The 12,060-nt window shown below is 73.2% G+C and carries 10 protein-coding genes; 4 read left to right on the forward strand and 6 right to left on the reverse strand.

Annotated features, from left to right (window positions below):
- Positions 1 to 2: 2 nt before the first annotated feature.
- Together kdpB and speB are read right to left on the reverse strand one after the other, a co-directional pair.
- Positions 3 to 2,147, reverse strand: a complete 2,145-nt coding sequence (gene kdpB / locus J1792_RS01475; protein WP_207246506.1) for a potassium-transporting ATPase subunit KdpB — start codon at positions 2,145 to 2,147, stop codon at positions 3 to 5.
- 173 nt (positions 2,148 to 2,320) lie between these two features.
- A complete protein-coding gene (speB, locus tag J1792_RS01480; RefSeq protein WP_086567368.1) occupies positions 2,321 to 3,292 on the reverse strand; it encodes an agmatinase in 972 nt (323 codons plus the stop codon).
- Between the two features lie 186 nt (positions 3,293 to 3,478).
- On the opposite strand from speB, the gene J1792_RS01485 reads away from it, so the two are divergent.
- Positions 3,479 to 4,261, forward strand: a complete 783-nt coding sequence (locus tag J1792_RS01485; protein ID WP_207246520.1) for a phosphatase — start codon at positions 3,479 to 3,481, stop codon at positions 4,259 to 4,261.
- Between the two features lie 20 nt (positions 4,262 to 4,281).
- On the opposite strand, the gene J1792_RS01490 is transcribed toward J1792_RS01485, so the two are convergent.
- From J1792_RS01490 to J1792_RS01505, 4 genes are all read right to left on the reverse strand, one after another.
- Positions 4,282 to 4,506: a hypothetical protein gene (locus J1792_RS01490; RefSeq protein ID WP_207246523.1), complete on the reverse strand. Its 225-nt coding sequence runs from the start codon at positions 4,504 to 4,506 to the stop codon at positions 4,282 to 4,284.
- Between the two features lie 70 nt (positions 4,507 to 4,576).
- The gene (gene tesB / locus J1792_RS01495; RefSeq protein WP_207246525.1) at positions 4,577 to 5,467 is read right to left on the reverse strand and encodes an acyl-CoA thioesterase II; all 891 of its coding nucleotides are present in this window, start codon (positions 5,465 to 5,467) and stop codon (positions 4,577 to 4,579) included.
- A gap of 8 nt (positions 5,468 to 5,475) precedes the next feature.
- A complete protein-coding gene (locus tag J1792_RS01500; RefSeq protein ID WP_207246531.1) occupies positions 5,476 to 6,633 on the reverse strand; it encodes an acyl-CoA dehydrogenase family protein in 1,158 nt (385 codons plus the stop codon).
- A 127-nt stretch (positions 6,634 to 6,760) separates the two neighbouring features.
- Positions 6,761 to 7,321 (reverse strand): SACE_7040 family transcriptional regulator, encoded by a 561-nt coding sequence (locus J1792_RS01505; RefSeq protein WP_207247060.1) that lies wholly within the window; start codon positions 7,319 to 7,321, stop codon positions 6,761 to 6,763.
- A gap of 145 nt (positions 7,322 to 7,466) precedes the next feature.
- On the opposite strand from J1792_RS01505, the gene J1792_RS01510 reads away from it, so the two are divergent.
- Genes J1792_RS01510 through J1792_RS01520 form a run of 3 tightly spaced genes read left to right on the forward strand, consistent with a single transcriptional unit; the run spans position 7,467 to position 12,051 of the window.
- Entirely contained in the window at positions 7,467 to 9,083 is a 1,617-nt protein-coding gene (locus J1792_RS01510) for a carboxyl transferase domain-containing protein (RefSeq protein WP_207246532.1), read from the forward strand.
- A gap of 8 nt (positions 9,084 to 9,091) precedes the next feature.
- Positions 9,092 to 11,116 (forward strand): ATP-binding protein, encoded by a 2,025-nt coding sequence (locus J1792_RS01515; protein WP_086573407.1) that lies wholly within the window; start codon positions 9,092 to 9,094, stop codon positions 11,114 to 11,116.
- Entirely contained in the window at positions 11,113 to 12,051 is a 939-nt protein-coding gene (locus J1792_RS01520; protein ID WP_086573406.1) for a hydroxymethylglutaryl-CoA lyase, read from the forward strand. The genes J1792_RS01515 and J1792_RS01520 overlap by 4 nt, the downstream gene beginning before the upstream one ends.
- Positions 12,052 to 12,060: the final 9 nt, after the last annotated feature.

Consider the following 12,060-nt stretch of genomic DNA (forward strand, 5'->3'; position numbering starts at 1 on the left):
CGTCACATGCCGGGTACGTACTGGATCAGCAGATCGATGAGCTTGATCCCCGCGAAGGGCGCGACGAGCCCGCCCAGCCCGTACAGGCCGAGGTTCCGGCGCAGCAGAGCGTGCGCGGAGGAGGGGGTGTAGCGCACGCCGCGCAGCGCGAGCGGGATCAGCGCGACGATGACGAGGGCGTTGAAGATGATCGCGGACGCGATGGCCGAGGTGGAGCTGTGCAGCCCCATCACGTTCAGCTTCTCCAGGCCCTCGTAGCCGGCCACGCCGCCGAACATCGCGGGGACGATCGCGAAGTACTTGGCCACGTCGTTGCAGATGGAGAAGGTGGTGAGCGCGCCACGGGTGATGAGCAGCTGCTTGCCGACCTCGACGATCTCGATGAGCTTGGTGGGGCTGGAGTCGAGGTCGACCATGTTCCCGGCCTCCTTGGCGGCCGGGGTGCCGGTGTTCATGGCGACGCCGACGTCGGCCTGGGCGAGGGCGGGGGCGTCGTTGGTGCCGTCGCCGGTCATGGCGACGAGCTTGCCGCCGGCCTGCTCCTCGCGGATGCGGGCCAGCTTGGCCTCGGGGGTGGCCTCGGCGACGTAGTCGTCGACCCCGGCCTCGGCGGCGATGGCCCGGGCGGTGACGGGGTTGTCGCCGGTGACCATGATCGTCCTGATGCCCATGGCCCGCAGTTCCGCGAAGCGCTCCGCGATGCCGGGCTTGACGACGTCCTTGAGGTGGACGGCACCCAGGATCCGCGCCCCCTCGGGGTCCTCGACCGCGACGAGCAGCGGGGTGCCGCCGGCCGCGGCGATCAGGTCGGCGAGCCGGCCGGCCTCCTCGGGCACGTGTCCGCCGCGCCGGTGGACCCACTGCGCGACCGCGGCGCCGGCGCCCTTGCGGATGCGGCAGAAGTCGCCGTCGAAGGCGAAGTCGACCCCGCTCATGCGGGTCTCGGCGGAGAAGGGCACGAAGCGGCCGTGGGCGAAGTCGCCGGCGGCGTGCCCGATGCCGTATCGCTCGGCGAGCGTGACGATGGAGCGGCCCTCGGGCGTCTCGTCGGACAGCGAGGCCAGCTGCGCCGCGTCGGCCAGGAGCTCGTGCGCGACGCCCTGGACGGGGTCGAAGGAGACGGCCTGGCGGTTGCCGAGGGTGATGGTGCCCGTCTTGTCCAGGAGCAGCGTGTCGACGTCGCCCGCCGCCTCCACGGCCCGGCCCGAGAGGGCGATGACGTTGCGCTGGACGAGCCGGTCCATGCCGGCGATGCCGATGGCGGAGAGCAGGGCGCCGATGGTGGTCGGGATCAGCGTGACGAGCAGCGCGACGAGCACCGTGATGCTCTGCGGCGCGCCCGACCGGCTGGCCATGGGCTGGAGCGAGACCACGGCCAGGATGAAGATCACGGTGAGCGAGGCGAGCAGGATGTTCAGCGCCAGCTCGTTGGGGGTCTTCTGCCGGCTGGTGCCCTCGACCAGCGCAATCATGCGGTCGAGGAACGTGTGGCCGACGCGCGAGGTGATCCGGACGACGATCCGGTCGGAGAGCACCGTGGTGCCGCCGGTGACGCTGGAACGGTCGCCTCCGGACCCCCGGACGACCGGGGCCGACTCGCCCGTGATGGCCGACTCGTCCACCGCCGCGACGCCGTCGACGACCTCGCCGTCGCCGGGGATCACCTCCCCCGCCGCCACGACCACGACGTCGTGCGGGCGCAGCTCGCCGGCCCGGACGCGCTCCTCCTCCCAGTCGCGCCGGTCCATGCCCACCCGCCAGGCGCGCAGCCGCCGGGCGGCGGTGACGCTCCGGGTCCGGCGCAGCGTCTCGGCCTGGGCCTTGCCGCGCCCTTCGGCGACGGCCTCGGCGAGGTTGGCGAAGACGACGGTGAGCCAGAGCCAGACGCTGATGAGCCAGGTGAAGACGGAGGGGTCCAGGACGGCGGAGAGCGTGGTGAGGACGGAGCCCACCTCGACCACGAAGAGCACCGGGTGCTTGACCATCGCCCTCGGGTGCAGCTTGCGTAACGCGTCCGGGAAGGAGGCGATCAGCTGCCGGGGGTCGACGAGACCGCCGGAGACGCGGCGGTGGCGACGCCGGGCGCTGGGGCCGGGCGTCGGCGGTACGAGGTCCTGTGCGGGGGCTTCGGGCGCCAGGTACGGCATCAGGATGTGGCCTTCGGCGGTGTGGGCGGCAGGGAACGACCGCCTCAGCAAACCGCCTGAGGGCACGCCCCCGGCGTGCCCTTACGTGCCCTTGTCGCCCGACGGGCCCGGACTTACACGGTCTTTACGCCGCTGCCGGAACCGTTCGGTTGCGTGATGCCCGACGCGGGGTCTCAGCCGCGCGCGGCGGCGATCTGCCGCGACATGATCGTCGTCAGCTCGTAGGCCGCGTGCGAGGCCGCGACCGAGGTGATCTCGGCGTGGTCGTACGCGGGGGCGACCTCGACCAGGTCGGCGGAGACCAGGTTGCAGGAGGACAGGCCGCGGATGATCTCCAGCAGCTCGCGGGAGGTCAGGCCGCCCGCCTCCGGCGTGCCGGTGCCGGGCGCGTGGGCCGGGTCCAGAACGTCGATGTCGATGGAGATGTACAGCGGGCGGTCGCCCACGCGCTGGCGCAGCTGGTCGGCGATCTCGTCGACGCCGCGGCGCATCACGTCCGCGGAGGTGACGATGCCGAAGCCCATCTTCTCGTCGTCGGTGAGGTCCTTCTTGCCGTACAGCGGGCCGCGCGTACCGACGTGGGACAGCGCCTCGGTGTCGAGGATGCCCTCCTCGACGGCCCGGCGGAACGGCGTGCCATGGGTGTACTCGGCGCCGAAGTACGTGTCCCAGGTGTCCAGGTGCGCGTCGAAGTGCAGCAGGGCGACGGGGCCGTGCTTCTTGGCCACCGAGCGCAGCAGCGGCAGGGCGATGGTGTGGTCGCCGCCGAGGGTCATCATGCGGGCGCCGGTGCCCAGCAGGTCGTCGGCCGCGGCCTCGATGGTCTCGACGGCCTCGTCGATGTTGAACGGGTTCGCGGCGATGTCGCCGGCGTCCGCCACCTGCGCGAGGGCGAAGGGCGAGGCGTCCTGGGCCGGGTTGTACGGGCGCAGCAGGCGCGAGGCCTCGCGGATGGCGTTGCCGCCGAAGCGGGCGCCCGGACGGTAGGAGACGCCGGTGTCGAACGGCACGCCGACGACGGCGACGTCGGCCGTGCCGACCTCGTCGAGGCGCGGCAGCCGGGCGAACGTCGCGGGGCCCGCGTAGCGCGGGATGCGGGAGGAGTCGACGGGGCCGCGCGGTTCACGGGGGGCGGGGGTGCTCATGCTGGGGCCTCTCGGATCACGGACGGGGCGCCGACGGGTCACGGTCACGTCAACGTCGGAGCGACTGCCATAGGACGTACCCGAGGGTAGGCAGGGCGGCGGATTCCGCACATGTACGGAAGTGAAGGGTCCGCCCGTTCATATGGACACGACGTCCATCGCGCTCAGCCGGGGGAGAATGAGCCCATGCCGATACCACCCAGCCGTACCGAGCTGATCGATCACCTCCTCCGTACGCGCATCGCGGGCCATGTGGCCACCCCCCGGGAGAACAACCTCGACCACTACCGCAGGCTCGCGCAGGGCGACCGGCAGTACTGGTTCGGTCTGGAGCTCGGCGACCGGTGGACGGACGAGCAGGACGTGCTGGCCGTCATGGCCGAGCGCTGCGGCGTCAGCGACGACCTCGAGCACCGGGTGGGCCAGGACACGATCGACCCGGAGCTGACGGTGGCGGCGCTGGAGCGCGCGGCGACCCTCCTGCGCAAGGCGGCGGAGGACGGCAAGCGGGTGCTGTTCGCCACGGGCCACCCGGGCGGGCTGCTGGACGTGCACCGCACCACGGCCGCCGCGCTGCGGGCGGCGGGGTGCGAGATCGTCTCCGTCCCCGGCGGGCTGCGGGCGGACGACGGCTCGGTCTACCAGGTCGCCGACGTGGCGGTGTACGAGCGCGGGGCCACCCTCTGGCACACCCACTCCCCCGCCCCCATGGCCGCCATCCTCGACGGCCTGCGGCTGCAGGGCCGCCCCCAGCCGGATCTCGTGGTCGCCGACCACGGCTGGGCGGGCTGCGCGGCGCAGCGCGGCATCGACGCGGTGGGCTTCGCCGACTCCAACGACCCCGCCCTCTTCCTCGCCGAGGCCGAGGGCGTCCTGCAGGTGGCCGTGCCGCTGGACGACCACGTCGTGGACCCGCGCTTCTACGAGCCGATGACCGCGTATCTGCTGGGCGCGGCGGGGCTGCTGTAGGCGGGGCCGTCCAGGCGGGGCTAGGCCTCCTGCTTGCCCCAGCGGCCGTTCCAGCCCTTGACGGCCAGCCAGGAGCCGCCGTAGAGCACGGCGGCTTCGACCGCCCTCAGCGCCAGGCCCGATATCAGCCGGGCGCTGCCGGCGAGTTCGACGACCTCGGCGTGCCAGAAGAACAAGAAGACGGCACCGAAGGCGATCAAGGCCACCCCGGTGGTCATCAGCAGTGCTCGAACCGCGTTGCTCATGGCTGTTCCCGTGCGCGGCATCCCCGTACCCCTCCCGATACTGATCGACTTCAAGAGGGTACGAGGTCGTTCAGGCGCGCGGAACGCGGACGACGCCCTCCTGGATGACGGACACGGCCAACTGCCCGTCCGCCGTGAAGATCCGGCCGCGCGCGAGCCCCCGGCCGCCCTGGGCGGTGGGGCTCTCCTGGTCGTAGAGCAGCCACTCGTCGGCCCTGAAGGGCCGGTGGAACCACATGGCGTGGTCCAGGCTCGCGCCGACGACGTCCCCGACGGCCCAGCCGCCGCGGCCGTGGGCGAGCAGCACGGAGTCCAGGAGCGTCATGTCGGAGACGTAGGTGGCGAGGCAGATGTGCAGCATCGGGTCGTCGGCCAGTTTGCCGTTCGTCCGGAACCACACCTGCGACTTCGGCTCGCGCCGCTCGCCGACGCTGGCCAGCGGCGGCTCGTCCACGTACCGCAGGTCGACCGCGTCGCGCGCCTCCAGGATGCGCTCGACGACCTCGGGGCCGCCCAGGCGGTCGGCGTAGTGGGGCAGCATCTCCGCGGCGGTGGGCAGGGTGAGCGGGTCCGGTGCCGGGGGCATGGGCTCCTGGTGCTCGAGCCCCTCCTCCTCGGTCTGGAAGGACGCGGAGAGGTGGAAGATCGGCTGCCCGTGCTGCACGGCGACGACGCGGCGGGTGGTGAAGGAGCGCCCGTCGCGGATGCGGTCCACGGTGTAGACGATGGGCACCCCGGGGTCGCCCGGGCGCAGGAAGTACGAGTGCAGCGAGTGGGCCCGCCGGTCGGCCGGCACCGTGCGCCCGGCGGCGACCAGGGCCTGCGCGGCGACCTGGCCGCCGAAGACGCGCGGCACGATGGTGGCGCGGCCGGCGGCGCCGCGGAAGATGTTCTCCTCGATCGGCTCGAGGTCGAGCAGGCCGAGCAGGTCGTCGAGGGGGGTGAGGGGCTCGTTCGTCATCGGTCGCCCTACAGACCCATCGACTTGGCGACGATGGACCGCATGACCTCGCTCGTGCCGCCGTAGATGCGGCTGACGCGGGTGTCCGCGTACAGGCGGGCGATCGGGTACTCCATCATGTAGCCGTAGCCGCCGTGCAGCTGGAGGCACTTGTCGATGACGACGGCCGCGCGCTCGGTGGTGAAGAGCTTGGCGGAGGCGGCGTCGGCGGCGGTCAGCTCGCCCGCGTCGTGCGCCTCCAGGGCCCGGTCCACGACCGCCTGCATCGCGTCGACCTCGGACCGGCAGTCGGCCAGCGTGAACTTGGTGTTCTGGAAGGACGCGACCGTCCGGCCGAAGACCGTCCGGTCCCGTACGTACTCCGTGGCGAACGCGACGGCCGCGGCCGACTGCGCGTACGCGCCGAACGCGATGCCCAGGCGCTCCTGCGGCAGGTTGTGCATGAGGTAGGAGAAGGCCTCGCCCTCCTTGCCCAGGAGGTCCTCGACGGGCACCTTGACGTCGGTGAAGGACAGTTCGGCGGTGTCGGAGGTCTTCAGGCCGAGCTTCTCCAGCTTGCGGCCGACCGCGTAGCCCTCGGAGGCGGCGTCGACGGCGAGGATCGAGATGCCGCCGCGCCGGTCCTCGGGGGTGGGCGGGGCGGTCCGCGCGCAGACGAGCACGCGGTCGGCGTGGACGCCGCCGGTGATGAAGGTCTTGGCGCCGTTGAGGACGTAGTGCGTGCCGTCCTCGGAGAGCCGGGCGGTGGTCTTCATGCCGGCCAGGTCGGATCCGGTGCCGGGCTCGGTCATGGCGATGGCGGTCATCATCCCGCCGGAGACGAAGGCCGGCAGCCAGCGCCGTTTCTGCTCCTCGTTCGCGTAGGCGAGGAGGTACGGCAGGCACAGCGCGGTGTGCACGCCCGCGCCGCCGAAGCTCACGCCCGCGCGGGCGCACTCCTCGGTGATGACGGCCTGGAACTTGAACGAGCTCTGGCCGGCGCCGCCGTACTCCTCGGGCACCTCGATGCCGAAGACGCCCAGCTCGCCGAGCGTGCGGTAGAAGTCGCGCGGCACGATGCCCGCCTCGCGCCACTCGTCGTAGTGGGGCACGACCTCGGCGGCGATGAAGTCCCGGATCGTCTCCCGGAAAGCCTCGTGGTCCTCGTTGAAGACGGTGCGGCGCATGACGGCTTCCCCTCCCGCTGTGTAAGCGCTTGCTCAGGCAAGCTACCGGCCGGTACCGGAGCTGTCCAGAACCTGTCGGCGCGATCGCGACGGTCCGCTTCGCGCCACGCACCGCCCGGCCGGGCGGTCAGGCCGAGAGCGTGGCGAGCGCCCCCAGCGCGAGGCGGCGCAGCAGCGCGGCCGTCGCCGCCCGGCTGGGCAGGGCGCCGGGGCGACCGAGGTGCGGGGTGGAGTTCAGCAGCCCGAAGACGGCGTGGACGGCGGCCCGGGCCTCGGCCTCGGCGGCGTCCGGGTGCAGCCGGCGGACCACGTCGACCCACAGCTCGACGTACTGACGCTGCAGGGAGCGGACCAGCTTGCGGTCGGTGTCGCGCAGCTGGCCCAGCTCGCGGTCGTGGAGGGTGATCAGCGCGCGGTCGTCGAGGGCGAAGTCGATGTGCCCGTCGATGAGCGCGTCGAGCACCTCGGCCGGGCCGGCCCCGGCCTCGGCGGCGTCGGCCACCCGCTGCCGGCCGCCCGCGAAGAGCCGGCCGCTGATACCCACCAGCAGCTCGGCCAGCATCGCGTCCTTGCCCGCGAAGTGGCGGTAGAGCCCGGGGCCGCTGATGCCGACCGCCGCTCCTATCTCGTCCACCCCGACGCCGTGGAAGCCGCGCTCGGCGAAGAGCCGGGCGGCCTCCCGGAGGATCTGCTCGCGGCGGGTGGGGGGGGAGCCGCCTGGGGGCGGGCGGGTGCGTCATTCACGAAATCGATTCTAGACAGCGGCGTTAGTGGTCGTTAACCTGAAGGCGGATGTGTTAACGCTCATTAACCGAGCAAGGGAGCTCGAGTACATGCAGCAGGCACCGGTGCTGGGGAGCGCCGCAGATCCGGCCTCCGACGCCTGGCGGGCCAACGAGGCCGCGCACCGCGAGCTGGTGGCGGGGCTGCGGGAGAAGCTGGCCGAGGCACGGCTGGGCGGCGGCGAAAGGGCCCGCGAGCGGCACACCGCGCGCGGCAAGCTGCTGCCGCGCGACCGGGTGGACGCCCTGCTGGACCCCGGCTCGCCGTTCCTGGAGATCGCCCCGCTGGCGGCCGACGGGATGTACGGCGGCGCCGCCCCCGCGGCGGGGGTCATCGCGGGCATCGGCCGGGTCTCCGGCCGCGAGACGGTGATCGTCGCCAACGACGCCACCGTCAAGGGCGGCACGTATTACCCCATGACCGTCAAGAAGCACCTGCGCGCCCAGGAGATCGCCCTGGAGAACAGGCTCCCGTGCCTGTACCTCGTCGACTCCGGCGGCGCGTTCCTGCCCCTGCAGGACGAGGTCTTCCCCGACCGGGAGCACTTCGGCCGCATCTTCTACAACCAGGCCCGCATGTCCGGCGCCGGCATCCCGCAGATCGCCGCGGTCCTCGGCTCGTGCACGGCCGGCGGCGCCTACGTCCCCGCCATGAGCGACGAGGCCGTCATCGTGCGCGGCCAGGGCACCATCTTCCTGGGCGGCCCGCCGCTGGTGAAGGCCGCGACGGGCGAGGTCGTCACGGCCGAGGAGCTGGGCGGCGGCGAGGTTCACTCGAAGGTGTCGGGCGTCACCGACCATCTCGCCGAGGACGACGCCCACGCCCTGCGCATCGTGCGGACCATCGTCTCCACGCTCCCCGAGCGCGGGCCCCTGCCCTGGTCCGTGGAGCCGGCCGAGGAGCCCGTGGCCGACCCCGCGGGGCTCTACGGCGCCGTCCCGGTGGACTCGCGCACACCGTACGACGTGCGCGAGGTGATCGCCCGGGTCGTCGACGGCTCGCGCTTCGCCGAGTTCAAGGCCGAGTTCGGCCAGACCCTGGTGACGGGCTTCGCCCGCATCCACGGCCACCCCGTCGGCATCGTCGCCAACAACGGCATCCTCTTCTCCGAGTCCGCCCAGAAGGGCGCCCACTTCATCGAGCTGTGCGACCAGCGCGGCGTCCCCCTGCTCTTCCTGCAGAACATCTCCGGCTTCATGGTCGGCCGGCAGTACGAGGCGGGCGGCATCGCCAAGCACGGCGCCAAGATGGTCACGGCCGTGGCGTGCGCGCGCGTGCCGAAGCTGACGGTCGTCATAGGCGGCTCCTACGGCGCGGGCAACTACTCCATGTGCGGCCGCGCCTATTCGCCGCGCTTCCTGTGGATGTGGCCCAACGCCAAGATCTCCGTCATGGGCGGCGAGCAGGCCGCCTCGGTCCTCGCGACCGTCAAGCGCGACCAGCTCGAGGCGCGCGGCGAGCAGTGGAGCGCGGAGGACGAGGAGGCCTTCCGGGCCCCCGTCCGCGAGCAGTACGAAACCCAGGGCAACGCCTACTACGCGACCGCCCGGCTGTGGGACGACGGTGTCATCGACCCCTTGGAGACCCGGCAGGTGCTGGGCCTGGCCCTGACCGCCTGTGCCAACGCCCCCCTGGGCGAGCCCGGCTACGGCGTCTTCCGGATGTGAGGCGGAGCATGTTCGAGACTGTCCTTGTCGCCAACCGGGGCGAGATCGCCGTACGGGTCATCCGTACGCTGCGCGCCCTCGGCATCCGTTCCGTCGCCGTGTACAGCGACGCCGACGCCGGCGCCCGGCACGTCCGCGAGGCCGACACCGCGGTGCGCATCGGCCCGGCGGCCGCCTCCGAGAGCTATCTGTCCATCGAGCGGCTGCTGGACGCCGCCGCGCGCACCGGCGCCGAGGCCGTCCACCCCGGCTACGGCTTCCTCGCCGAGAACGCCGCCTTCGCCCGTGCCTGCGCCGGTGCCGGGCTCGCCTTCATCGGCCCGCCCGCCGAGGCCATCGAGCTGATGGGCGACAAGATCCGCGCCAAGGAGACGGTCCGGGCGGCGGGCGTGCCGGTCGTGCCCGGCTCCGTGGGCAGCGGCCTGAGCGACGAGCGGCTCGTCGAGGCCGCCCGGGAGATCGGCATGCCCGTGCTGCTGAAGCCGTCGGCCGGCGGCGGCGGCAAGGGCATGCGGCTCGTGCGCGACGAGGCGCTGCTCGGCGAGGAGATCACCGCCGCCCGGCGCGAGGCGCGCGGCTCCTTCGGCGACGACACGCTGCTCGTCGAGCGCTGGGTCGACCGGCCCCGGCACATCGAGATCCAGGTACTGGCGGACGGCCACGGCAACGTCATCCACCTCGGCGAGCGCGAGTGCTCGCTGCAGCGGCGGCACCAGAAGATCATCGAGGAGGCGCCGAGCGTCCTGCTGGACGAGCCGACGCGCGCGGCCATGGGCGAGGCGGCGGTGCAGGCGGCGCGGTCCTGCGGTTACGCGGGCGCGGGCACGGTGGAGTTCATCGTTCCCGGCGACGCCCCCTCCTCCTACTACTTCATGGAGATGAACACCCGGCTGCAGGTCGAGCACCCCGTGACGGAGCTGGTCACGGGCCTCGACCTGGTGGAGTGGCAGATCCGCGTCGCCTCCGGCGAGGTGCTGGGCCCCTCCCAGAAGGACGTGACGTTCTCCGGCCACGCGATCGAGGCCCGCGTCTGCGCGGAGACGGCGCGCGTGAGCGGCGACCGCGTCGACTTCCTGCCGTCGGCCGGCACCGTGCTCGCGCTGCGCGAGCCGGCGGGCGAGGGGATACGGGTCGACTCCGGCCTGGCCGAGGGCGGCGACGTGGGCACGTCGTACGACCCGATGCTCGCCAAGGTGATCGCCCACGGCCCCGACCGCGCCACCGCCCTGCGCCGCCTGCGGGCGGCTCTCGCCGGGACCACCGTCCTGGGCGTGGACACCAACGTGGGCTTCCTGCGGCGCCTGCTGGCCCACCCGGACGTCGTCTCGGGCGACCTGGACACCGGCCTGGTGGACCGGGACGCCGCGTCCCTGGTGCCGGCCGACGTGCCGCGGGAGGTCTACGCCGCCGGGGCCCTGCGCGCCCAGGCCCGGCTGTCCGAGGAGCGGGCCGAAGGCCCCTCGGGCTGGGCGGACCCCTTCTCCGCGCCCAGCGGCTGGCGGCTGGGCGGCACCCCCGCCTGGACGCCCCACCACTTCCGCGTGCCGGGGCAGGCCCCGGTGACGGTCCGGGTGCGCGAGGGCGAGGTGGCCGTCGGCGAGGCCGGCCCGGCCGGCGCGAAGCTGCTGCCGGACCGGGGCGCCGGGATCGCCCTCGAGATCGACGGCGTCACCCACGCCTTCGCCCACGCGGCCGGCCCCCGGGGCACCTGGCTCGCCCGGGACGGCGACGCCTGGCACCTGACCCCCCACGACCCCGTGGCCGCCGCCCTCACCGGTGGCGGCGGCGCCGCCCACGCGGGCACGCTCACCGCCCCCATGCCCGGCACGGTCACCGTGGTCAAGGCGGCCGTCGGGGACGAGGTCGCCGCCGGCCAGAGCCTCCTCGTCGTCGAGGCGATGAAGATGGAGCACGTCATCGCCGCCCCGCACGCCGGCACCGTCACCGAGCTCGACGTGACCGCCGGCAGCACGGTGGCGATGGACCAGGTCCTGGCCGTCGTCACCCCGGTCGCGCCCCTGGAGGAATCATGATCGGCCAGCTGCCCATGGCCGTGCCCGACCCGGCCCTCCCCTCCCGCGTCCGTATCCACGAGGTGGGCCCCCGCGACGGCCTGCAGAACGAGAAGACGATCGTCCCGACGGAGGTCAAGGCGGAGTTCATCCGCCGGCTGGCGGCCGCCGGGCTCGACACCGTCGAGGCCACCAGCTTCGTGCACCCCCAGTGGGTGCCCCAGCTGGCCGACGCCGAGCAGCTGCTGCCGATGCTCGAGGGCGTCGGGGCCCGCCTCCCGGTGCTGGTGCCCAACCGGCGCGGTCTCGACCGCGCGCTCGCCCTCGGCGCCCGTGAGGTCGCCGTCTTCGGCAGCGTGACCGAGTCGTTCGCCAAGGCCAACCTCAACCGCACCGTCGACGAGTCGCTGGAGATGTTCGCCCCGGTCGTCGCGACGGCCCGCGAGGCCGGCCTCAGGGTGCGCGGCTATCTCTCCATGTGCTTCGGCGACCCGTGGGAGGGCGCCGTGCCGATCGAGCGGACGGTCCGCGTCGCCCGCCGCCTGCTCGACCTCGGCTGCGACGAGCTGAGCCTGGGCGACACCATCGGCGTGGCCACCCCCGGCCACGTCACGGCGCTGCTGGCCGCGCTCAACGAGGCCGCCGTGCCCACCGACCGCCTCGCCGTGCACTTCCACGACACCTACGGCCAGGCCCTCGCCAACACCCTCGCCGCCCTGCGGCACGGCGTGAGCACGGTCGACGCCTCGGCCGGCGGCCTCGGCGGCTGCCCGTACGCCAAGAGCGCCACCGGCAATCTCGCCACCGAAGACCTCGTATGGATGCTCGACGGCCTCGGTGTCACCACCGGCGTCGATCTCGGCCGTCTCACCGCCACCAGCGTGTGGATGGCCCGCCAACTGGGCCGACCCAGCCCGTCCCGCACCGTCCGTGCCCTCTCCCACCAGGAGCCCTGAGCCATGTCG

The sequence above is a fragment of the Streptomyces triculaminicus genome (genome assembly GCF_017349075.1).
Taxonomy (GTDB): domain Bacteria; phylum Actinomycetota; class Actinomycetes; order Streptomycetales; family Streptomycetaceae; genus Streptomyces; species Streptomyces triculaminicus.

Coding starts and splice junctions, on each gene's coding strand:
- J1792_RS01510 (WP_207246532.1), top strand. CDS start 7,467: ATGCAGCAGGCACCGGTGCTGGGGAGCGCCGCAGATCCGGCCTCCGAC.
- J1792_RS01515 (WP_086573407.1), top strand. CDS start 9,092: ATGTTCGAGACTGTCCTTGTCGCCAACCGGGGCGAGATCGCCGTACGG.
- J1792_RS01520 (WP_086573406.1), top strand. CDS start 11,113: ATGATCGGCCAGCTGCCCATGGCCGTGCCCGACCCGGCCCTCCCCTCC.
- kdpB (WP_207246506.1), bottom strand. CDS start 2,147: ATGCCGTACCTGGCGCCCGAAGCCCCCGCACAGGACCTCGTACCGCCG.
- J1792_RS01500 (WP_207246531.1), bottom strand. CDS start 6,633: ATGCGCCGCACCGTCTTCAACGAGGACCACGAGGCTTTCCGGGAGACG.
- tesB (WP_207246525.1), bottom strand. CDS start 5,467: ATGACGAACGAGCCCCTCACCCCCCTCGACGACCTGCTCGGCCTGCTC.
- J1792_RS01490 (WP_207246523.1), bottom strand. CDS start 4,506: ATGAGCAACGCGGTTCGAGCACTGCTGATGACCACCGGGGTGGCCTTG.
- J1792_RS01485 (WP_207246520.1), top strand. CDS start 3,479: ATGCCGATACCACCCAGCCGTACCGAGCTGATCGATCACCTCCTCCGT.
- speB (WP_086567368.1), bottom strand. CDS start 3,292: ATGAGCACCCCCGCCCCCCGTGAACCGCGCGGCCCCGTCGACTCCTCC.